Origin of the sequence: Ruegeria jejuensis, assembly GCF_041537905.1 — a bacterium.
Taxonomy (GTDB): domain Bacteria; phylum Pseudomonadota; class Alphaproteobacteria; order Rhodobacterales; family Rhodobacteraceae; genus Ruegeria_C.
Genome location: NZ_JBGRUO010000012.1, coordinates 13,078 through 35,113, shown reverse-complemented (window position 1 = coordinate 35,113; position 22,036 = coordinate 13,078). Strand labels below are relative to the sequence as shown.

At 62.1% G+C, this 22,036-nt stretch carries 18 protein-coding genes and 2 tRNA genes; 6 read left to right on the top strand and 14 right to left on the bottom strand.

Annotated elements, in window-relative coordinates:
- Positions 1–15: 15 nt before the first annotated feature.
- The 4 genes from AB1E34_RS14645 to AB1E34_RS14630 all read right to left on the bottom strand — a co-directional run bounded on the left by AB1E34_RS14645 (position 16) and on the right by AB1E34_RS14630 (position 1,818).
- Positions 16–92, bottom strand: a tRNA-Asp gene (locus AB1E34_RS14645).
- 72 nt (positions 93–164) lie between these two features.
- Positions 165–241: transfer RNA gene (locus AB1E34_RS14640), tRNA-Asp, on the bottom strand.
- A gap of 130 nt (positions 242–371) precedes the next feature.
- On the bottom strand, positions 372–1,310 hold the full coding sequence (locus AB1E34_RS14635) for a pirin family protein (RefSeq protein WP_372573084.1): 939 nt from the start codon (positions 1,308–1,310) through the stop codon (positions 372–374).
- Positions 1,311–1,461: 151 nt separating this feature from the next.
- On the bottom strand, positions 1,462–1,818 hold the full coding sequence (locus AB1E34_RS14630) for a hypothetical protein (RefSeq protein WP_372573083.1): 357 nt from the start codon (positions 1,816–1,818) through the stop codon (positions 1,462–1,464).
- 395 nt (positions 1,819–2,213) lie between these two features.
- On the opposite strand from AB1E34_RS14630, the gene AB1E34_RS14625 reads away from it, so the two are divergent.
- The gene (locus AB1E34_RS14625) at positions 2,214–3,329 is read left to right on the top strand and encodes a carboxylate-amine ligase (protein WP_372573082.1); all 1,116 of its coding nucleotides are present in this window, start codon (positions 2,214–2,216) and stop codon (positions 3,327–3,329) included.
- A gap of 21 nt (positions 3,330–3,350) precedes the next feature.
- Here AB1E34_RS14625 and AB1E34_RS14620 read toward each other — a convergent pair whose 3' ends face one another.
- A complete protein-coding gene (locus AB1E34_RS14620) occupies positions 3,351–3,782 on the bottom strand; it encodes a hypothetical protein (RefSeq protein WP_372573081.1) in 432 nt (143 codons plus the stop codon).
- A gap of 345 nt (positions 3,783–4,127) precedes the next feature.
- Here AB1E34_RS14620 and AB1E34_RS14615 point away from each other — a divergent pair, with 345 nt between their 5' ends.
- The 4 genes from AB1E34_RS14615 to mmsB are packed head-to-tail and all read left to right on the top strand — an operon-like array spanning position 4,128 to position 7,573.
- The gene (locus tag AB1E34_RS14615) at positions 4,128–5,270 is read left to right on the top strand and encodes an acyl-CoA dehydrogenase family protein (protein ID WP_372573080.1); all 1,143 of its coding nucleotides are present in this window, start codon (positions 4,128–4,130) and stop codon (positions 5,268–5,270) included.
- On the top strand, positions 5,267–5,665 hold the full coding sequence (locus tag AB1E34_RS14610; RefSeq protein WP_372573079.1) for a hypothetical protein: 399 nt from the start codon (positions 5,267–5,269) through the stop codon (positions 5,663–5,665). Before AB1E34_RS14615 ends, AB1E34_RS14610 begins: the two co-directional genes overlap by 4 nt.
- Positions 5,658–6,704 (top strand): enoyl-CoA hydratase/isomerase family protein, encoded by a 1,047-nt coding sequence (locus AB1E34_RS14605; RefSeq protein WP_372573189.1) that lies wholly within the window; start codon positions 5,658–5,660, stop codon positions 6,702–6,704. The genes AB1E34_RS14610 and AB1E34_RS14605 overlap by 8 nt, the downstream gene beginning before the upstream one ends.
- Positions 6,701–7,573: a 3-hydroxyisobutyrate dehydrogenase gene (gene mmsB / locus AB1E34_RS14600; RefSeq protein ID WP_372573078.1), complete on the top strand. Its 873-nt coding sequence runs from the start codon at positions 6,701–6,703 to the stop codon at positions 7,571–7,573. Before AB1E34_RS14605 ends, mmsB begins: the two co-directional genes overlap by 4 nt.
- Before the next feature lie 4 nt (positions 7,574–7,577).
- Here mmsB and AB1E34_RS14595 read toward each other — a convergent pair whose 3' ends face one another.
- From AB1E34_RS14595 to lpdA, 5 genes are all read right to left on the bottom strand, one after another.
- Complete coding sequence (locus AB1E34_RS14595) at positions 7,578–8,408, bottom strand: spermidine synthase (protein WP_372573077.1); 831 nt, start codon at positions 8,406–8,408, stop codon at positions 7,578–7,580.
- 25 nt (positions 8,409–8,433) lie between these two features.
- Positions 8,434–11,292 carry an excinuclease ABC subunit UvrA gene (uvrA, locus tag AB1E34_RS14590; RefSeq protein ID WP_372573076.1) on the bottom strand — a complete coding sequence of 953 codons (2,859 nt, stop codon included), beginning with the start codon at positions 11,290–11,292 and terminating at the stop codon, positions 8,434–8,436.
- Positions 11,293–11,371: 79 nt separating this feature from the next.
- Positions 11,372–12,535 (bottom strand): MFS transporter, encoded by a 1,164-nt coding sequence (locus AB1E34_RS14585; RefSeq protein WP_372573075.1) that lies wholly within the window; start codon positions 12,533–12,535, stop codon positions 11,372–11,374.
- Complete coding sequence (locus AB1E34_RS14580; RefSeq protein ID WP_372573074.1) at positions 12,525–13,073, bottom strand: methyltransferase domain-containing protein; 549 nt, start codon at positions 13,071–13,073, stop codon at positions 12,525–12,527. The genes AB1E34_RS14585 and AB1E34_RS14580 overlap by 11 nt, the downstream gene beginning before the upstream one ends.
- 187 nt (positions 13,074–13,260) lie before the next feature.
- Positions 13,261–14,655, bottom strand: coding sequence for a dihydrolipoyl dehydrogenase (gene lpdA / locus AB1E34_RS14575; RefSeq protein ID WP_372573073.1), 1,395 nt, complete (start codon positions 14,653–14,655; stop codon positions 13,261–13,263).
- Between the two features lie 203 nt (positions 14,656–14,858).
- Between lpdA and AB1E34_RS14570 the strand changes: the two genes are divergently transcribed.
- Positions 14,859–15,287 carry a hypothetical protein gene (locus tag AB1E34_RS14570; protein ID WP_372573072.1) on the top strand — a complete coding sequence of 143 codons (429 nt, stop codon included), beginning with the start codon at positions 14,859–14,861 and terminating at the stop codon, positions 15,285–15,287.
- Here AB1E34_RS14570 and AB1E34_RS14565 read toward each other — a convergent pair.
- From AB1E34_RS14565 to AB1E34_RS14550, 4 genes are all read right to left on the bottom strand, one after another.
- Positions 15,284–15,865: a DUF924 family protein gene (locus tag AB1E34_RS14565; protein ID WP_372573071.1), complete on the bottom strand. Its 582-nt coding sequence runs from the start codon at positions 15,863–15,865 to the stop codon at positions 15,284–15,286. The genes AB1E34_RS14570 and AB1E34_RS14565 overlap by 4 nt on opposite strands.
- Positions 15,866–16,173: 308 nt before the next feature.
- The gene (locus tag AB1E34_RS14560; protein ID WP_372573070.1) at positions 16,174–17,445 is read right to left on the bottom strand and encodes an MFS transporter; all 1,272 of its coding nucleotides are present in this window, start codon (positions 17,443–17,445) and stop codon (positions 16,174–16,176) included.
- Between the two features lie 103 nt (positions 17,446–17,548).
- Positions 17,549–18,595, bottom strand: coding sequence for a tRNA preQ1(34) S-adenosylmethionine ribosyltransferase-isomerase QueA (gene queA / locus AB1E34_RS14555; protein WP_372573069.1), 1,047 nt, complete (start codon positions 18,593–18,595; stop codon positions 17,549–17,551).
- A 36-nt stretch (positions 18,596–18,631) separates the two neighbouring features.
- Positions 18,632–21,997 carry a YhdP family protein gene (locus AB1E34_RS14550; protein ID WP_372573068.1) on the bottom strand — a complete coding sequence of 1,122 codons (3,366 nt, stop codon included), beginning with the start codon at positions 21,995–21,997 and terminating at the stop codon, positions 18,632–18,634.
- Positions 21,998–22,036: the final 39 nt, after the last annotated feature.

The following is a 22,036-nucleotide window of genomic DNA, read 5'->3' as shown; positions in this document are numbered from 1 at the left end:
CCAATCGAAGAAAAATGGCGCGGTTGACGGGGCTCGAACCCGCGACCTCCGGCGTGACAGGCCGGCACTCTAACCAACTGAGCTACAACCGCGCATCGTTTTCGTGGATACCTGTCCCGGGTCCAAGGGAGACCCATTGTCCCGGGTCCGAGGGATGACAGCAGTGGCGCGGTTGACGGGGCTCGAACCCGCGACCTCCGGCGTGACAGGCCGGCACTCTAACCAACTGAGCTACAACCGCCCGCTGTCTTGCCCGGTTGCCCGAGCGTTTGCGTGTATTATGGGCAGTGCGGTGCAGGGTCAAGCACGCATTCGTACTTTTTTCGGATCGGCCCGAGGATTTCGCAAACCGTCCCCGATCCGTCACGCGATCAGTGCTCCGGTAGCGGGATAAACTCGGTATTGTCCCCCGGTGGTAAACGGAAGCGCCCATGCGTCCAGTCGCCTGCGCGCCACGCCTCTTTGGCGGCGTCGATGCGGTCCTGCGACGAGGCCACGAAATTCCACCAGATGTAACGCGAGCCGCTGAATGTGGCTCCGCCCAGCATCATCAGCCGCGCGCCCTGCGGACCCGCCCTGAGGCTCAGGCGGTCACCGGGGCGAAAAACCATCATCCGGCCCGCCTCGAAGATCTGACCCCCGACGCTCACGTCACCTTCAACCACATAGACCCCGCGATCTTCGTGATTGTCGGGCAGTGGGATGGCGGCCCCCGGCTCCAGCACCGCATCGACATAGAACATCTCGGATGTGGTGGTGACTGGTGCGCGCTCGCCCCAGGCGTCCCCGAGGATCAGACGCACCTGCTTGCCCTCGCCTTCGAGCAGCGGCAGCGTATCGGCTGGTGCGTGTTCGAACGCGGCCGCGTCGTCCTCCCGCGTCTCCGGCAGGGCCAGCCAGGTCTGGATGCCAAACATCTCCAGCGGGGCCTGCCGCGCCTCGCCATCGGTGCGCTCGGAATGGGTGACGCCGTTGCCGGCGATCATCAGGTTCACCGCACCGGGCGTGATCCACTGGTCAATCCCCATCGAGTCGCGGTGATGCAGGCGGCCCTTATAGAGATAGGTGACCGTGGCCAGACCGATATGCGGGTGCGGACGCACATCGAGCCCCTGCCCGGTCAAAAACTCGGCCGGTCCCATCTGGTCAAAGAAGATGAACGGTCCGACCATCTGCCGTTTTGGCGCGGGCAATGCGCGTCGCACCTCGAACCCGCCCAGATCGCGGGCGCGCGGGACGATGACAGTTTCGATCGCGTCGACCGCATCTCCGGTCGGGATACTGGCGTCAAGGGCGGGGTTCCAACTCATGGCCTTGCTCCGTTCTGATGGCGTGTCCAGGATGTAGAGCCACAATCTTGGCCCGTTGGAGCAAAGTTAGAGTGTTCGGCGAGAAAGAGTATCCCGCGCGAACACCCAGTATATGTGCAAGCATGCACAACCGCGGGCGGAGCGGAGCGCGCTAGACCTCGGTCGTGACCATGTAGCTTATGGTGACGCTCGCACTGATCACACCAGTGGCCACACTTCCGACGGCAATCGCCGTGCAAAGCATCGTGCTGCCCCCTTGTGCAAAGAGGAGATCCGCGTCGCTGATCTCAGCAGTGGTTGGCGGTTGCGGGATATGGACGTGTTTGAGTGTCGCGGTATCCCTGACCAGCCGGTATTCGACCCTATCGGGCAGCGGGCCGGTTACTTCCTCCAACGCAGCACGCGTGTCGATCTCCAGACGTTTCGCGTAAGCCTCATCCTGAAAAACGCGCGTAAAAAACGGGTGGGTCTTCATTTCGCCCGCGCGGGCACTGATATCGTTTTTCATCTTCTCCTCCTCTGTTTTTTGCGCCCCGCCATCCGTTTGGTCAGAGGCTCAGGACGCGCATGTGTGCAAGACAAGAGGTAGTCATCCGGGTTGAGGGGGGCCGCAACGCGCCGTGAAAGAGTTTTAATCTGGCCAGCGCGGAGCGTTGACAGGCGGCCTGCCCCTGCGATCCGATGTAGCGACCACAAAGACCGCCCTCTCGGCGCACGCTGCGGGCATCGGAGCCCGCGCCCGGGTAGAAGCAGCGCGCCCTGCCGAGCGCCCACGCTCAGCACAGCGGCACTCGACCAAAGGGCAACATTCTGGCTAAGCTACAAAAGTTTAGAACAACCAAGCCGTTCGGGATAGGTCGATGGACAGCCGATCATGGCGCGGGGCACCAAGGGAGGAACCGGATGCAGCAAGACTTCACGCTGGGCATCGAAGAGGAATATCTGCTGGTCGATAAGGACAGCTGCGCGTTGGCCACCGCCCCCGAGGCGCTGATGACCGCCTGTCAGGCCGAGTTCGAAGGCCAGGTCAGCCCGGAATTCCTGCAATGCCAGATCGAGGTCGGCACCCGCTCCCACACCACCATCGCCAGCGCGCGTGATGACCTCAAACGCCTGCGCGCCTGTGTCTCGATGCATGCCGCCCAGCACAATCTGGCCCCCATCGCGGTGTCCTGCCATCCGTTTGCGAACTGGAAGGACCAGCCACATACCCGCAAGGACCGCTATGACGCGCTGCAACACGCGCTGGGGGGCGTGGCGCGGCGCATGCTGATCTGTGGCATGCATGTCCATATCGGTGTGGCGGACCAGGCGCTGCGTGCCGACCTGATGCCACAGCTCAGCTATTTCCTGCCGCATTTGCTGGCGCTCTCCACCTCCTCACCGTTCTGGAATGGCGAGGATACCGGTCTGGCCTCCTACCGGCTGACCGTGTTCGACAACCTGCCCCGTACCGGCCTGCCGCCCAGGTTTGACAGCTGGTCGGAATATGAGCGCACCACCGGCACGCTGATCGAGATGGGCGTGATCGAGGACACCACAAAAATCTGGTGGGACCTGCGCCCGTCGCACCGATTCCCGACGCTTGAAACGCGGATCATGGATGTGCAGCCCCGCCTTGAACATACGCTGGCACTGGCGGCGCTCAATCAGGCGTTGCTGCGGATGTTCTGCCGTCTGAAATCACGCAACCTGCGCTGGCGCACCTATGACCGGTTCCTGATCGGTGAAAACCGCTGGCGCGCGCAGCGCTATGGGGTGAGCGAAGGGATGATCGATTTCGGCGACCGCTCGATCAAGCCGATGACATTGCTGGTCGATGAGTTGATGGGCATGCTGGCCGAGGATGCCGAAGCGCTGGGAACGTTGGGCGATCTGGCCCGCCTGCGCCGCATTGCCGAGGGCGGCACATCGGCCACCCGCCAGCGCCGCGTCCACGCCGAAGCCAGCGCGCGCGGCGACGACCCCGGACAGGCGGTGGTCAAACATCTGATCGAAGAATTCCACGCCGATCTTTGAGGCCTGCAAGTTCAGACGATCTCAGCGGCGGGCTTTCCAACTGCTGTCACGGTCATCCCATTCAAACCCCGCAGCCTCTTTGTAGTCGAAGAGGTTGTCGGACCAGCTAAAGGATGTCGTCGCCCGGTCGCAGGTGAATTCGGCGAGGAAATCATCCCCCTTCGACACTGTTACCGACCCGAATTGCGGGTATGGATTATCTGTGTCGACCTCATCGCCGAACATGCGGTCGACACCGCCCGAGACCATGTAGGTGTATTGCCCATTGGTGAATGTGACGGCCTCCCAGATCGCGCGGCCGACGCCGGGCCATGGAGTGTAGCCGAGCGTGTCATAGCTCTCTGACAAGGCAAGCTCGGCTGGCCCTCCGCGCGGCCCATAGGAATAATGCGCGGCCCCTGCGTCATAGCAGACCTGCAAAATTGCCGACTTTCCTTCGATTTGACAGGACAAGAAAGAACTCTGGTCCGCCGGGCAAGACGCAAATGCCGCCGAGGCGGAGAGGAGATATACAATAGGACCATATCGCATACCCGCACGATGCCGCAGGTGATCGGGTATTGGCAAACGGTATTTCAACTTACGCTTGCGATCCGCTTTCGATAGAGATGTCCCGGTGATCAGCCGGTTAAAACACAAGAATACCCGGCAGTTTTGCCGTCACGGGGAGCGGCGACGCGCAAATGTTTTGCATTCCTGCAAAGGCTCTTTGCGGATTTGCGGCTTGATCGGCACAGGCAGGGCCCGTATTAATTTAACACCCGTTCAATTTCGAGCCATGCCAGTGGAGGAGACCTCATGGATTTCGCACTGACCGAAGAACAAAGCGCCATTTTCGATATGGCCCATGCCTTCGGGCAGGAGCAGATCGCGCCTTTTGCCCGTCAGTGGGAGGCTGACGGCACCATCCCCAAGGATCTCTGGCCGCAGGTCGGTGCCTTGGGATTCGGCGGGCTTTATGTGTCCGAGGGCGGTGGTGGTGCCGGGCTTGGGCGGCTGGATGCGACGCTGGTGTTTGAGGCGCTGTCGATGGCCTGCCCCTCGGTTGCGGCCTTCCTGTCGATCCACAACATGTGCGCCAAGATGCTGGACAGCTTTGCCGATGACGCACTCAAGGCGCGGATCATGCCCGATGTGCTCAGCCTGAACACCGTGCTCAGCTATTGCCTGACCGAACCCGGTTCCGGTTCGGATGCAGCGGCGCTGAAGACGCGTGCAGAACGCACGAATGAGGGCTATACGCTGAACGGCACCAAGGCCTTCATCTCGGGCGGTGGTTATTCCGATGCTTATGTCTGCATGGTGCGCACCGGTCAGGATGGCCCCAAGGGCATCTCGACCGTCTATGTCGAGGATGGCACGCCCGGCCTCAGCTTCGGCGCGCTGGAGAAGAAGATGGGATGGCAGAGCCAGCCCACTGCGCAAGTGCAGTTTGACGATTGCAAGATTCCGGCGGGCAATCTGGTGGGCAGCGAGGGCGACGGGTTCAAATATGCCATGATGGGGCTGGATGGCGGTCGGCTGAACATCTCGGCCTGTTCGCTGGGGGCTGCGCAAACCGCGCTGAACATGACCCTGCAATACATGTCCGAACGCAAGGCCTTTGGCCAAAGCATCGACCAGTTCCAGGGCCTGCAATTCCGGCTCGCGGATATGGAGATCGAGCTGCAGGCCGCTCGCACCTTCCTGCGGCAGGCCGCTTGGAAGCTGGACACTGCCGCGCCCGATGCGACCAAATTCTGCGCCATGGCTAAGAAATTCGTGACCGAGACCGGGTCCAAGGTGGTCGACCAATGCCTGCAACTGCATGGCGGCTACGGCTATCTGGCCGATTACGGGATCGAAAAGCTTGTGCGCGACCTGCGGGTGCATCAGATATTGGAAGGCACGAACGAGATCATGCGGGTGATCGTGGCGCGGAGCATGCTAGCGAACAGATGATCAGGGACTGGTATCGAACCTTGAAGGCAACGCGTTTCTACAGGGCGTTCCTCCAACACCGCGTCTGGGTCGCCAAATTGGTGATCGCTTCACCTATACTTTTCTGTTTTCCGCTTGGTAGCGTCGCCTTCGTTTGGGTCTTTCTGCCACTTACCTTGACGCTGCCTGCGATTTTTTGGTTGACGGGCGATGGCGGCGTTTCGGTTGCAATCATCAATTCCCTCTTGATGGTTTACCTGATCGCATTGGGGCCGATATCTCTGCGGATCTTCACCGATTTAACCCAGGGCTATTTTGCCGGTCTGTTCGCGGTTTTCGGCAAGCGAAAGAGAGCACTTGTTTTCTTGGAAAAAACTCAAAACGAACTGAATGAATGGGAACCGCGCGTTGCCTGACATCTACATCCGCACCACCGGCCGCGCGGGCCGGATCACCCTGACCCGGCCGCAGGCGCTGAACGCGATGACCTATGACATGTGCCTCGGCATAGACACCGCGATGCGCAATTGGCGCGAGGATGATGCGGTTGATCTGGTGATCCTTGATGCCGAGGGCGACAAGGCCTTCTGCGCAGGGGGTGACATCGCCGAGTTGTATGAGACCGGCACCAAGGGCGATTACCACTATGGTCGCCGCTTCTGGCGTGATGAATACCGACTGAACGCGCTGATCCATGAATACCCCAAACCCGTTGTCAGTTTCCTGCAGGGCTTCACCATGGGCGGGGGCGTCGGCATTGGCTGTCATGGCTCTCACCGCGTGGTTTGTGATAGCTCTCGCATTTCAATGCCTGAAGTGGGGATCGGCCTGGTGCCGGATGTGGGCGGTTCGCTGATGCTGGCGCAAGCGCCGGGGCGGCTGGGCGAATACCTGGCCCTCACCGCCCATCGGATGGGGCCGAATGATGCCATCCTGGTCGGGTTCGCCGATCACTATATCCCGCAGGATCAATGGTCTGACCTGATCGACATGCTGGAAAGCGCAGGCGATGCCGCGCTAGTCGACACCCATGCGCGCCCAGCCCCAACCGGCGATCTGCGCGGACAGGAAGCTGAAATCGACCGCCTCTTTGAGGGCGACACGCTGGGTGATATCCTCGCCCATCTGCGCGCGCAGGGCAGCGATTTGGCGCGACAGGCGCTGAAAACCATGTCCCGCCATTCGCCCCTGTCGATGGCCTGCGGCGTAGAGATTCTGCACCGGCTGCGCACCGCCTTGCCCACCATCCGCGCGGCGTTGGAGCTGGAATACCGCTTCACCGCGCGCGCGATGGAGCATGGCGATTTTCTGGAGGGCATCCGCGCCCAGATCATCGACAAGGACCGCAGCCCGCGCTGGCAGTATCCCGACATGGAGGTCCCGGCGGATGCCGTGGCCCGGATGCTGCAGCCATTGGACCAGGAAGGTCTGACATTCGAGGAGGAGACGACATGAGGATCGGATTTATCGGCCTTGGCAATATGGGCGCACCGATGGCGGCCAATCTTGCCAAGGCGGGGCATCAGCTACACGGGTTTGACACCGCTGCGGTCGCGGTTGACGGGATCACCATGGTCGGCTCTGCCAGAGATGCGGTTGCGGGTGCCGAGGTGGTGATCACCATGCTGCCCAACGGCGCAATCCTGCGGTCGGTCGCCGAGGATATCCTGCCGGTGATGGAACCGGGGGCCGCGCTTGTCGACTGCTCCACCGTCGACGTCGAAAGCGCCCGCGCAGTCGCGGTGCAGGCCGAACAGGCCGGGCTGCTTTTTGTCGATGCGCCGGTCTCGGGGGGCGTCGGCGGGGCCAGCGCCGGAACGCTCACCTTCATGGCGGGCGGTTCGGATGATGCCTTTGCCAAGGCCGCGCCGCTCTTTGACATCATGGGCCAGAAGGCCGTGCATTGCGGCGAAGCGGGCGCAGGTCAGGCCGCCAAGATCTGCAACAACATGATCCTCGGCGTCACCATGATCGCCACCTGCGAGGCCTTTGCGCTGGCCGATAAGCTGGGGCTCGACCGGCAAAAGATGTTTGACGTGGTCAGCACCTCTTCCGGCTATAGCTGGACCATGAACGCCTATTGCCCGGCGCCGGGCATTGGGCCGCAAAGCCCTTCGGATAATGACTACCAGCCCGGGTTTGCCGCCGAGTTGATGCTCAAGGACCTGCGCCTGAGCCAGCAGGCCGCCGAAAGCGCCGATGCGGATACGCCGATGGGGCTGCTGGCCGAACGGCTCTATGCGCAATTTGTCGAGGCCGAAGACGGCAAGGGCCGCGACTTCTCGGCCATGCTGCCGAGGTTCGAGGGGCGCGGGCGCGGATAGCCCGTTACCCCTCGCTGACCAGAGAGGTCAGGCGCAGGGCGTGGTCCGACAAATCGAACCCCAGCAGCAGATCGGCTTGAACGGCCCTGGCGTCAGCGACCAGATCACGCGCCGCTGACGCGCCCGCCATCTGGCCGAACAGCACATGGGTCCCGTCGATCTCCAACTGCCAGGCGATCGGGAAAGCGGAGGCAAACCGTTCTCTCTGCGCGGCAAATGACGGATCGCGATCGACCATGTTCATGCAGATCACGCCACCAGCGCTCAGTTTTCCCGCGCACATCTGCAGGAAGTTGGCCGTCGTCAACAGCTCGGGCACGAAACCGTCTGCGGCAAAACAATCGAGATATATGTGATCGAAGGAACCATCCGGCTGCTCCGACAGATGCGCCTGTCCGTCGCGACAGGTGATCTGATGGCGCGGTCCATCGCGCAGCCCGAAATACTTTTGCGACAGCTCGATCACATCCCGGTCAATCTCGGAGCTTTGGATGGTGATACCTTTGATCAGGGCGCCTAACACCATCGGCACCCGGCCCCCGCCACCGCCCATCACATAGACCTGTTTCGGAGCCCCGAAGAACGCCAGGCAGAGCAGCATTGCCTGCGTATAGGCCCCGGTCAGAACCAGCGGCGTGCCGAGATTGATTCGCGACATCACTCCGCTCAGGGCGTCATTGCTGAGCGGCACGCCCTCCGGGCAGAACACCAGAAACAGCTCATCGCCCTGCTTGGCGACGACGATCTGTCCGAACTGCCCCTGACGATGCTCGACGATACCGTCAGGCAGCTCGCGCAGGGGCCGCAGGCGATCCATGATGTCGCGCTCTGACATCCCCTGCTGGTTATCGCTGCGATGGTTATTCAGCCGCGACCGCCTGCGGATCCAGCATCTGCTTTAGATAATGCCCGGTATGGCTGCGCGGTTCCTCGACAATCTGTTCCGGCGTGCCGGTTGCCACGATTTCTCCGCCACCATCGCCGCCCTCGGGGCCGATATCAATGATCCAGTCGGCGGTTTTGATGACGTCCAGATTATGCTCGATCACCACCACGGTGTTGCCCTGATCGACCAGTTCATGCAGCACTTCCAAGAGCTTGCGGACATCTTCGAAATGCAGGCCGGTGGTCGGTTCGTCGAGGATATAAAGTGTGCGACCGGTGGACCGCTTGCTAAGCTCCTTCGACAGCTTCACTCGCTGCGCCTCGCCGCCCGAGAGCGTGGTGGCCTGCTGACCCACCTTGATATAGCCCAGCCCGACGCGGGCCAGCGCGTCCATCTTGTCGCGGATCGAGGGCACCGCCTTGAAGAAGTCCTGCGCATCTTCCACCGTCATATCCAGCACATCGGCAATGCTCTTGCCCTTGAACTTGATCTCCAGCGTCTCGCGATTGTACCGCGCGCCCTTGCAGGTCTCACAGGTCACATAGACGTCGGGCAGGAAGTGCATCTCGATCTTGATGACCCCGTCGCCCTGACAGGCTTCACAGCGTCCGCCCTTGACGTTGAAGCTGAACCGTCCCGGCTTGTAGCCGCGCGTCTTGGCCTCGGGGAGACCCGCGAACCAGTCGCGGATCGGGGTGAAGGCCCCGGTATAGGTCGCTGGATTGGACCGTGGCGTGCGCCCGATGGGGCGCTGATCAATGTCGATCACCTTGTCCAGATGTTCCAGCCCCTTGATCGTTTCGCAGGGCGCGGGCGTTTGGCGCGCACCGTTCAAGCGCATCGAGGCGGTCTTGAACAGTGTCTCGATGGTCAGGGTCGATTTGCCCCCGCCCGAGACGCCGCTGACGCAGACGAACTTGGCCAGCGGGAACTCGGCAGTGACGTCCTTGAGGTTGTTGCCGGTGGCCTTGACCACCTTGACCTTCTTCTTGTTGCCCTTGCGCCGCTTGACCGGCACTGCGATCTCTCGGCTGCCGGACAGGTATTGCCCGGTGATCGAACCCGCATCCGCCGCAACAACATCCGGCGTGCCGTGGCTGACCACCTGCCCGCCATGCACGCCAGCACCGGGGCCGATGTCAAAGACGTAATCGGCGGCGCGAATGGCCTCTTCGTCATGTTCGACCACGATCACCGTATTGCCCTGATCGCGCAGGTTCTTGAGCGTGCCGAGCAGCCGGTCATTGTCACGCTGATGCAGCCCGATCGAGGGCTCATCCAGCACGTAAAGAACCCCGGTCAGGCCAGAGCCGATCTGGCTGGCCAACCTGATCCGCTGACTCTCGCCACCGCTCAGTGTACCACTTGAACGAGACAGCGTAAGATATTCCAATCCAACGTTATTCAGGAATCCTAGCCGTTCGCGGATTTCCTTGACGATGGCGCGGGCGATCTCCTGTTTCTGCACCGAGAGGTGGTTCGGCACATCCTCGATCCAGGCGAGCGCCTGACGGATCGACATCTGCACCACCTGCCCCACATGCAGGTCGGCGATACGCACGGCCAGCGCTTCGGGGCGCAGGCGGTAACCCTCGCAGGTGCCACAAGGTCGGTTGTTTTGGTAGCGCTCGAATTCTTCGCGAATCCAGTTCGAATCCGTCTCGCGATAGCGGCGTTCCATGTTGGGGATCACCCCCTCGAACACCCGCGTGACCTGATAGACCCGCCCGCCCTCATCATAACGGAACGGGATTTCCTCATCGCCCGAGCCATAGAGGAAGACCTGCTGCACATGGGCTGGCAGGTCCTTCCATTTGGCGTTCTTGTCGAACTCGTAATGGCGCGCAATGGCCTCGATGGTCTGTAGAAAATAGGGTGACTTTCCCTTGCGCCAGGGCGCCAGCGCCCCGTCATAAACTTTCAGCCCCTGATCCGGCACCACGAGGCGTTCATCAAAGAACAGTTCCACCCCCAGCCCGTCACAATCCGGGCAGGCCCCAAACGGCGCGTTGAAGGAGAACAGGCGCGGTTCGATCTCGGGGATGGTGAAGCCGCTGACCGGGCAGGCGAAATTCTCGCTGAACGTAATCCGCTCCGGGTCGCCCTCTTTCGGGGCCGTCTCAAGCACCGCGATCCCGTCTGCCAGGTCCAACGCGGTGCGCAAGCTGTCGGCCAGCCGCGTCTCCATCCCTTCGCGCACCACCAGACGATCGACAACCACGTCAATGTCGTGGCGGAACTTCTTGTCCAGCGTTGGCGGCTCGTCCAATTCATAGAACGCACCATCCACTTTCACCCGCTGAAAGCCCTGCTTGCGCAGCTCCAGAAACTCTTTTTTGTACTCGCCCTTGCGGTCGCGCACGATAGGGGCCAGCAGATAGCCGCGCGTGCCTTCCTCCATCGTCATGATCCGGTCGACCATGTCCTGCACCTGCTGCGCTTCGATGGGCAAGCCGGTAGCCGGACTGTAGGGCGTTCCGGCGCGGGCAAAAAGCAGACGCAGATAGTCGTAGATCTCGGTCACGGTGCCCACGGTTGAACGCGGGTTCTTGGACGTCGTCTTTTGCTCGATCGAGATTGCCGGGCTGAGACCACTGATATGGTCCACATCCGGTTTTTCCATCATATCAAGGAATTGACGGGCATAAGCGCTGAGGGATTCGACATAACGCCGCTGCCCTTCGGCATAGATCGTATCAAATGCCAGCGAGGATTTCCCCGAGCCAGACAGCCCGGTGATCACCACAAACTGATCGCGCGGAATATCCACGTCGATGCTTTTGAGATTATGCTCGCGCGCGCCGCGCACCTCGATGTTTTTCAGCTCAGCCATGATGCCCTCGGTTCACCGGTTAACACATAGTGAAGGCTGCCTGAGTCTCCAACAAAAAAATAGGAACGTTACAAGAACATCACCCATCGGCACGCAGGCGTGCCAGAAACAGATGCACCAGCAGGCCCGACAGGAACAGCAAAGTGACCGCCCCCGCCATGGAGGAATAGCCCGAGAGCGCCAGCAGGGCCACCATTAGCGGTGTGCCGATGCCATTGCCCAGATTGCCGGTCTGCGCCAGCGCGCCCTGCGCATAGGCCCGGTCGACCACGGCGGAATTCAGTTGCGGGATGGCGGCAAAGCTGCCCCCCTGGATCAGCCCCATCGAGGCGGCCAGCACCAGGCAGGCGGCGGGATCACCGGGCATGGACCAGAGCCAGATCATGCTCAACATGCTCAAGCCAAAGCCCAGTTGTACCACCTGCACCGCCTGTATGTACCGCAAAAGCAGCACGCCGATACTCATCGACGACAGAATGCTGGTCAGCGGCATCGCACCAACGACAAAGCCACGCCATTCCGGGGCGATGAAGGGCGGGATGACCGTCAGGATCGACACGAAACAGGCGGTATAGAACAGCCAGCCCGCGGCCGGCGCGCTCATCCAGGGCGAGCTGTAGATGGTCAGGTGGAGCCTTGGCAGTTCGGAGAGCTGCGGCATGCTTTGCCGGGGCAGCGCAGGCACGCTGCGCAGCGCCAGATGCAAGATCACCGCCAGCGCCGCCATGATCAGCCCATGCGCGGCAAACAGGCTCAGCACCCCATAGCGATCCACCAGCGGTAACCCGAGCCAAGCCAGCACAGTGAAAGACACGCCAAAAAACGTCCCCCAGAGCGTCATGGCCGCGCCCCGGTTCCGTTCGCTGCTGATCTGCGCGATCAGCGTCGGGGCGGCGACCACCAGCCCCAGATGTGACAGGCCTTCGACGGCGCGGGTCAGCAGAAACAGCCCGAAGGACAGGTCCAGCGCCTGCAAGCCCGACATCGCCGCCCCGATCCAGAGCGCGCCCACCAGCGCCCGGCGAAACCCGATGGCGGCCACAACCGCGCCGGTCACGATACCAAAGAGAATGCCCAGAACCGCCACCATCGACACGGTGAAGCCCAGCCAATGGCCGACCCCGGGAAACAGCGCCTCCATCCGGTAAAAGACCACGCTGATCTTGCCATATTGCGCAGCGGCCCCCAGCCCCGCGACCCAGATCAGCAGGATCAGGCCCCAGCGGGTTTTCTCACGCGTCATGAGATGTCTTTCGTGCCAGCGCCCAGGCGCAGATCGGGAAATCCGGATCATTGTCCAGATTGTCCCTGTCGGGGTCGTATTGCGGCGGCCAGTCGGGCTCCAGATTGCGCAGCGCCGCGGGGCGATTGCCCCATTGATGCGCCTCTATCTGATCCTCTGCAAAACCGCACTCGATCAGCAGGTTGCGCAACCCGCGCGCCGACCAGCGCGAATTGTCCCGGGGGGCCGCGTGAAACGGGATGAAGAAGGGCACCGCGAGCCAGAAATACCCGCCCGACCTGAGCATCTCGATCACATTGAGCGTCGCCTCATAGGGGCGGTCCAGATGCTCCCAGACCTGGTTTGCCAGTACCAGATCGAAGCGGCGGGGCTGCCCGTCATGGTCCAGAACCGGGCCGGCGCAGATGTCATGCGCCGGATAGCGAAAGCTGTCATAGGAGCGAAACGGGAATTGCCGCCCCCATTTTCCGGATATCTCGGCCACCTGCAGCCGCTCGGGCTGCAGGTTCCGGATCAGCCGTCGGCTGGATCGGTTCATCACGATTCTATTCAGGCTGGACATAGCGTTCCATCGGGTTCGCCGCGACTTAAACAGGCGCCCCGGAGAAGGTCCAGCAGGGACTGAAGGCAGAGGTGTTCCGAAGACGCCCGCCAATGCGCTAACCTAACATGAAAAAGGCCGGGCAACCCCCTGCCCGGCCTCTCTTTTTAGTGATCAATGCGCCTTACATATGGATGACTTGGCCATAAGCATCCAGCACGCTTTCATGCATCATTTCGCTCAGCGTTGGATGCGGGAAGACGGTCTGCATCAGGTCTTCTTCGGTGGTCTCCAGCTGGCGGCCCACCACATAGCCCTGAATCAGCTCGGTCACCTCAGCACCCACCATATGCGCGCCCAATAGCTCGCCGGTCTTGGCGTCGAACACCGTCTTTATCAGGCCTGAAGGCTCGCCCAGAGCGATGGCCTTGCCATTGCCGATGAAGGGGAAGCGGCCCACCTTGATCTCATAGCCCAGCTCCTTGGCCTTGGACTCGGAATAGCCGACGGAGGCCACTTGCGGCTGGCAATAGGTGCAGCCCGCGATGCTTTCCGGCTTGACCGGGTGCGCGTGTTTGCCTGCGATCAGCTCCGCGACCATGACACCTTCATGGGAGGCTTTGTGCGCCAGCCATGGCGCGCCCGCGATGTCGCCGATGGCATAGACCCCATCGACACCGGTGCGGCAGAACTCATCGGTGATCACATGGGTGCGGTCGATCTTGACGCCCAGTTCTTCCAGCCCCAGCCCTTCGACATTGCCGACAATGCCCACGGCTGAGATCACGGTGTCGAACTCGTGCTTTGTAACCTTGCCGCCCGCTTCGATATGCGCGGTGACCTTACCCTTGGCGCGGTCGAGTTGCTTGACCATGGACTTTTCCATGATCTTCATGCCCTGTTTCTCAAAGGCTTTCTTGGCAAAGGCGCTGATCTCGGCATCTTCGACCGGCAGGACGCGATCCATCACTTCGACCACCGTCGTATCCGCGCCCAACGTGTTGTAGAAGCTGGCAAATTCGATCCCGATGGCACCCGAACCGATGACCAGCAGCTTTTTCGGCATACGCGGCGGCAGCAGCGCGTGCTTGTAGGTCCAGACCAGATCACCATCCGCTTCCAGCCCCGGCAATTCGCGCGCCCGCGCGCCTGTCGCTACAATGATGTTCTTGGCTGTCAGCTCTTCACTGCCCTTGTCGGTCTTGACGGCAACCTTGCCCTTGGCGGGGATTGAGGCTTCGCCCATTATCACGGTGACCTTGTTCTTTTTCAGCAGATGCCCGACCCCACCGCTGAGCTGCTTGGCAACCCCACGCGAGCGTTGCACGACCGCGTCCAGATCAAAGCCGACCTTGCCCGCCGACAGACCGAATTCCTTGGCGCGTTCCATCAGGTGGAACACTTCGGAGGTGCGCAGCAGCGCCTTGGTCGGGATACAGCCCCAGTTCAGGCAGATGCCCCCCAGATGCTCACGCTCGACCACGCAGGTCTTGAGCCCCAGTTGCGCGGCGCGAATGGCGGCCACATAGCCACCAGGGCCCGAGCCAATTACGATCAGATCAAAGGATTGTGCAGCCATGTTTCCCTCTCGGCGCCGGTCCGTGAAAATTAGTTTAGCATTAAACTACTTTTTGCGGCGCATCAACAACCCATGAGAAAAGAAAACGCGTCGCGGGGCTATGTCGCGGATATCCGCTGGAATTCACCCTATACGCATCGCCGGATGCTGGCTAGAAATTAACCTCAGAGCTGCAAACAGACATCGCCGGAGGCCCCCGAGAAATGGCAAAAACACTGAAAGATCTTGTGCTGGCGCTGCTCAATGCAACGCTGATCCTGCTGGCGCTATGCCTGTTCCTGGCATGGAAAACCGTCGACAGAGCAAACCAGGTGGCCGATACGGTTCAGGATACGGTGCAGGTGGTAACACCCCTGCGAAACGATATGCAGGATGTTGCGGCGCAACTCAACGCGTTGCGCGGGGAGATCAAGGCGCTCGACACAGAAACAGCGCGAGATGACCTGCTGCAGCTGGCCAAGATCCAGTCACAGCTGGACGCGTTGAACACACGGCTCAGCGCAGCGCAAACGCGGATCGACGATCTGGCCGACCGGCCCGGTCAATTGCTTGACCAAGCCATTGAGACAACAGCGGACACTGTTGCAGCCAGGGTGACCACCCTGCGCGGCTGCGTTCCGGCGCCGTCTTAAACGGCGGCGGACTGCAATTCGCGAACGGTTGCGCCGTAGCCGCCGTTTGACACAAACGCCATTTCCTGCGGCGTTGTCTCGCGGCTGAGCGCTTCGTTGCGATATGGAAATCGGCCGAACTGACGGATGATCTCGCGATGCGCTTGCGCGTGCACCATGTTCGATGCGCCCGTCTCGGGCATCCGCTGACACAGAAGACGCACGCAGCGCTCCTGATCGCAGAGGCTTTCCGAATGCATCATCGGCAGGTAGAAGAACTGCCGTGCGGGTTCATCGATCCGCATATCCCAACCCTTGTCCACCGCGCATTTTGCTGCTGCCAGAGCGGCACGGTCCGAGGCAAATGCCCGTCCCTCGCCCCGGAACATGTTCCGCGGGAACTGATCCATCAGGATAATGTATGCAAGCGCGCCGCTGGGATATGTCAGCCAAAGCGCAAAGCGCCCTTCACATGCTGCCTCCCAGGCGGACAAGAACCTGTCGCGAATCTGCTGATCCAGCGCCTCGTCTTGTCGGTACCACCCGTCTTCACCGATTTCGTCCAACCAAAAACTCAGTACATCTTCAGGACCTGTCATGTCCTCACTCCACCTTTCATATGCCCCCCAAAGGCATATGTAGAGTAACACTTTTTTGGCAGCCCCGATACAGTCACGAATTGCAACACCGTATGAGTGTTGCGATTGTTTCCGGTGATGTGCACAAATTTTGCCCTCGAATGTGAAAATTATAACATTTTTATGAAGGTTTTGCGGTAACAGCCCGGTTGGCGCGGGGATTGTTTCCAAATCAAAGGAACAGGCGCGACGAAAGCCGCGCGCCAAAGTGAAACAATGCGTGAGGCGGCTCGCGCTTTGTTGCCATTTCTGCCGGAACAGCGGGGCCATCAGGCCGACTGTTCCGCCTCCTGCCCTTCCAATTCTGCCTCGATAGCCACCTCTTGGGCGACCTCCATCGCGACCTGAGTCGCGATCGGACCCATTGGCGATATGGTCCCGGTTTCCTCGACCGGAACAGCCGCACGCTGGGTCATGCGGAAGGCGGCATAAAGCGCCAGCGCAATCAGCAGCACAGCGATCAACAGGAAAAAGCCCGGCGGGCCGAACACCTTCTCGCTCATCAGCCAACCGGTGATCAGCGGACCTGCGATTGCGCCCAGGCCATTGATGAAGACCAGCCCGCCCGAAGCCGCCGCCATGTCGTCATGATCAAGGTGGTCGTTGGTATGGGCCAGCAGCAGCGAATAGAGCGGGTTCGACGTGCCGCCGATCACAAAGGCCGCGATCAGCAGGATGGCAAAGACGTTGCCCATCAACATCGCCAAAAGCGCGCCGCCCGCACCAGCACCAGCAACAAGAAAGATCAACCGCCGCCGGTCCATCCGGTCCGACAGCCAGCCCAGCGGGTATTGCACCAACAAGGCTGCAATATAGAAGGTCGCGACAAAGATCGAAATCTGCGTCAGGGACAGCCCGGCAACAGACCCATAGACGGCGGCCATGCCGAACTGTGCCGAAAACACGCCCCCCAGCAGGAACATACCCACGCAGCCCAGGGGCGATATCTGGCGGATCCGGCGCAGGCTCATCGGTTTGGCGGTATCGAAGGCCGGTGTGGGCGAGATCGACAGCAGGATCGGCGCAAAAGAGATCGAGACCAGGATCGAGGCGATCACGAAGGATTGGTACCCCTCCGGCCCGCCCACCAACATCAGCGCCTGCGCCGTGACCACACCGGTCATCTGCACGATCATATAAAGCGACAGCGCCTTGCCGCGGTTTTGGTTGTCGGCGGCGTTGTTCAGCCAGCTTTCGGCCGTCACATACACGCCCGAGAAACAAAACCCGATCACCACGCGGCCCAGAACCCAGGCCACCGGGTTGGTCAGCAGCGGATACATGATCATCACCGCCGAGATGAACGAGGCCAGCGCCGCAAAGACCCGCACATGCCCGACCCGGCGGATCATCTCGGGGGCCAGACGTGACCCCCCAAGAAAGCCAAGGAAATAGGCAGACATCACAAAGGACATCTCGAGCGTCGAGAACCCTTCGATCTCGCCGCGCACGCCCAGCAATGTGCCCTGAAGCCCGTTGCCCACCATCAGCAGGCCCATGCCCAGCAAAAGCGCCCAAGCGCTGGAAAGAACCTGTAGCATCTGCGCCTCCCTGTGCCTGGCCGATCTTGCGACCACGGTGCCATCTCTGCGCGGGGCCGACGCGTTTGTCTACGACAATTTCACTGTCGGTTCCGGCCCATGATCAGGGGATCAGCAGCGACGAATCCCCGTAGGAGAAGAACCGGTATTTGCCCGCAATCGCATGATCATAGATCGCGCGGGCACGGTCCTGCCCGACCAGGGCCGAGACCAGCATCAGCAGGGTCGATTTGGGTAGGTGGAAATTGGTCATCAGCGCATCGGTCACCCGGAACTCAAAGCCGGGATAGATGAAGATGTCGGTCTCGCCTTCCCAGGGCGCGATCGCGCCACCGCGTGCGGCGCTTTCGATCAGGCGCAGCGCGGTGGTGCCGACCGGGATGATTCGCCCTCCCGCGCGCTGTGTTTGCACGATCTCTTCGGCCGCTTGCGCGCTGACCCGGCCCCATTCCGCATGCATCTTGTGGGTGGTCACATCCTCGACCTTGACCGGCAGGAAGGTGCCCGCGCCCACATGCAGCGTCACATGCGTGAAATCGACACTGCGCGCGGCAAGGGCTGCGAGCAAGGCTTCGTCGAAATGCAGCGAGGCGGTGGGGGCGGCAACCGCGCCGGAATGGCGCGCCCAGACGGTCTGGTAATCGGTCTTGTCGCGCGCATCCGCTGGGCGTTTGCTGGCGATGTAGGGCGGTAAAGGCATCGCGCCCGCCTCGGCCAGTGCTGCGTCGAAATCCTCGCCGCTCAGGTTGAAGCGCAACACCGCCTGCCCCTCCTCAACGCCGACCAGCGTGGCGCTGAGCGCGTCCGAAAAGCGGATCTCCTCGCCCGGTTTCACCTTCTTCAGCGGCTTCACCAGCGCCGACCAGCCGCCATCGGCGCGCGGCTCCAGCAAGGTCGCCTCGATCCGGGCCGAGACCGGCCCTTGCGCGCTGTCGCGGTGACGCTGCCCGCTCAGCCGCGCCGGGATCACCCGTGTGTCATTCAGCACCAGCCGGTCACCGGGCCGCAGCCAGTCGGGCAAATCATAGACATGGGCGTCGCTGATCCGGGCCCCCTCGGCCACCAGCAGCCGCGCCGAGGAGCGCGGGTTGGCGGGCCGCGTGGCGATCAACTCTTCAGGCAGGTGGAAATCGAAATCGCTGAGTTTCATGCGCCGCCCTATACGGCGATGCGGCGGGATTGGAAACTAGCGATCTTCGCCATGGCGTTTGGTGAGCGATTCCCGCGTCGACTCCCTCGGCCGGGCACGCTCTTGCCCCGGAACGGTCGGGCGCGGTTCGCCCCGGAAGATATCGCGCAGGATACCGGGCGTCAGCGCCGAAAGCGGGTTCACCCCGACGCGCGGGTCGGTCATCGGCCCGGTGAGCGTGTAGTTGAACCCGAACAAGCCCTCACCGCTGCGGCTGATCACCCGGCCAACGGCATTAAGCAGATAGACCGGGGAAATCACCCCGCGCAGGTTCAACACGCGCCGTTCGGTATCGACCCGGCCATCAACCGAAATCCCCATCGAGGGACCGACGGCACTGCCTTCCAGCACGATCACCTCGGTTGGGGTCAGGCGGAACCGGCCATCCATAGACGAGAACTGGATACCCTGCCCCGACATTTCATCGATCAGACCCACGATACTGATCGCGTTCAGGAGCGCAGCCATGGCGGGCGCGTCCTTGATCCGCGTGTTGCGCACCCTGAGCCGACCGTCGTAATGCCCATCGCTCTCGACCGGTTCGAGCGTCAGTTGGAACGAGCCGCCGCGCGCCTGATTGAGCAGTTCTGCCGAGCGGAACACGCCGCCCGCATCATCGGATTGCAGGACAAACCCGCTCCGCCCGCCACGGCGCTGCATCTGGCCGGTGATCTGCGTACCACCATTGATGGCGCCGGTGAAATTCCCGCTTGGGCCGCCGCCGGTGACAAACTCGCCCCGAAACCCGGTCAGCGCGATGCTGTCGGTGATCTGCAACCGGTCCAGATTGGCGGTAATGTTTGGTCCGCTGCCGCTGCTACCGCCTCCGTCCGAACCGCCGCTTCCGAATGTGGCATTGCGCATGTCGACCCGCCCGCCCAGCAGGCGGATATCCGGGGCACCCCGGCCGCGCCCGATCAACTCAACCGGGGCCGCGATCCAGTTGCGCAACTCAAAACTGCTGAAACTGGCGCGCTCGAACTGGTCATCTTCGCCAAAGCTGATCCGGCCTTGCGCGCGCAGGCCCGCCGCCTGCAATGCGATCCGGTCGATATCCGCGCCGGGCTTGGGCACGGTGGTGATCTCAAGACTCCCCGAAGATGAAGCGGTTTTGCGCCAGCCCAGTTCCGGGATCGTCAGCACCACGCCCACCAGATCGGAAGAGACCGCCAGTTCCGGCGGCGTGCCGCCTCCGACCTCGAAGACAATATCCGCCCGGCCCAGGCCGCTGACCATGCTCTCGGGCAGGCCCGCGTTCAACTCGTCCAGCAAAGCGCGCGACAGCTCAATCGAGCCGGTCAGACGGCTGCGCGTCTCGGGACCCTTGCCAATGGGCTGGCGCCAGTCGATCTGCATCGGAACCGCGCCGAACAAGGCCGAACCGGACAGGCGGACGCCGGTCTGATCGCCGCTCAGTTCCAAAGATGTGGCGCTCACCTCTTGCCCGGGCACCAGAATATCGCTTTCGGCATCACTGACCGTACCGGCAAAATGGAACTCCATATCCGGCAGTTTCACCTTGTCCTTGATCGGCAGGGCCAGCGTGCCCGTCATCTCAACATTGCCCTGCACCGCATCCACCGGCAGCTTGGCCTTGTCCATCAGGTTCAGTGGTGGTCGGTTCAGCAGCGACAGCATGCCCGTCACAGGCCCGCGCGCGGCCAATCGCGCGATGCCCGGCGCGGCCTTCTTGATGCCGATATCGGGGATGATGAAAGACGAGCCCGCCGCATCGATCACCGCACCTGCATCGCTGACCACCTGCCCGGCGCTGGCGGTGACCGTAAAGCGGCGCCCGAACAGGTCGGCCCGCCCCTGCGCCTTGGTCAGCGGCGGCAGGGTGCGCGAGAATTTCACCTCTGCCTCCTCGAAATCAAAGCCCGCATAAATGTCCGGGGACTGGTCGGGGCGCAGCCGCAGCGCAAGCTCGGCATCGCTGACCTGCCCCGCGCGCAGATTCTCGCGGACCCATTTGCGCGGCTTCACGGCAAGCCCGTCGGGCCAGTAATGCAGCAATTGCTGCGGCGTGATCCGGTCCAGCTTGCCATCCACCGACAGGTCCCACCCCTCGGGCGCGGCGGCCAGATCGCCGGTCAGATGCAGGTTGCGATCACCGTGGCGAATGTTCATCTGCCCCAGACGCAGCCGGAACGGGCGCAAGTCGAGCCGAAAGTCCAGATCCGCCGCATCCAGTTGCAGCGGCTCGGGGTAGACATTTCTGGGATTGACCTCCAGCCCGCTGAGCCGGAACTGCGCCTCGATACTGTCAAGCTGCCCTTGGTCGGCGCCGTTCAGATAGGCCGTGCCCAGGCCCGAGGCCCTCCCCCAGGCGCTGTCCACCGCCAACTCGTCAAAGCGCAGCACCTGTGCGCCCGGATCATAGCTGAAATAGGTGCGCGCACTGCGGAACGGGATCGGGCGGGTCTCGTTGGTGGGTTGCAGTACGCCCTGACCGATCTGCAACGTGGCCGAGACCGGCTGCAACACGCCCTGTGCATCAATGCCACCGCGCAAGGAGCCGGAAATGGGCGCGCGCAGCACCTCAAGCCAAGCCAGCGCCACGCTCTGGACTGCGATATCCTCGGAAGCGAGATCGCTGATCGAAACGCCGAAAGACGCCTCGCGCGATCCGATGCTGCTGGTGTAATTGGCCTCGATACTGCTGGCATAATCGCGCCCGCCCAGCAGCGAAAAGCTGGTGGCCATACGCAGCGTGTCATCGCTGCGATAAAGCTGGATGCGCCCACCATCCAGCGTCCAGGCGCGGCCATGGCGAGCGTCCTCATAGCTCAGCGTCAGCCCGTTCATGTCAACGGCAACCAGCGCAGACAATTGCGGCAGTTCGAACACCTCGTCAAATTCTTCAATCAGCCCGGACAGGTTCGGAGCGCTTTCCACAGGCGTCGCCCCATCCCCGAAGGTCAGCGCGAAATTGCCGTCGATATCGCGTCGCAACAGGACAAACAGCCCGTCCAGCGCGATCCGTTTGGCGCGTATCTGGCCCCGCAACAGCGGCCGCATGGCCAGGCTGGCCTGAGTATCGGCCAGACGCGCGATCGGCGTGCCGTTGGCGGCGGTCAGCGTGACGTCGCGCAGGCTCAGGCGCGGACGCCAGCCCTGATCCATGATGAACCTGACCGTCCCGAATTCGACCTGCGCGCCATCAAGCACCCGTTCCAGCCGCGCCTCGATCCGCTCTCGCAGCCATTCGGGCGCATCCAGGTTCCGGCCCAGAGAGACAAACGCGGTGACCCCGGCCAGCAGGACCAGCACCAAAAACCCCCGCATCGACCAGATCGAGACATGCGCCACCCGCGAGCGGCGGCGTGGCACGCGAGGAGAGGATTTCTTTTTGTCTGTCACGCCTTTCCGCTTCACTCTGGCGGCCTATTATGCCGATTG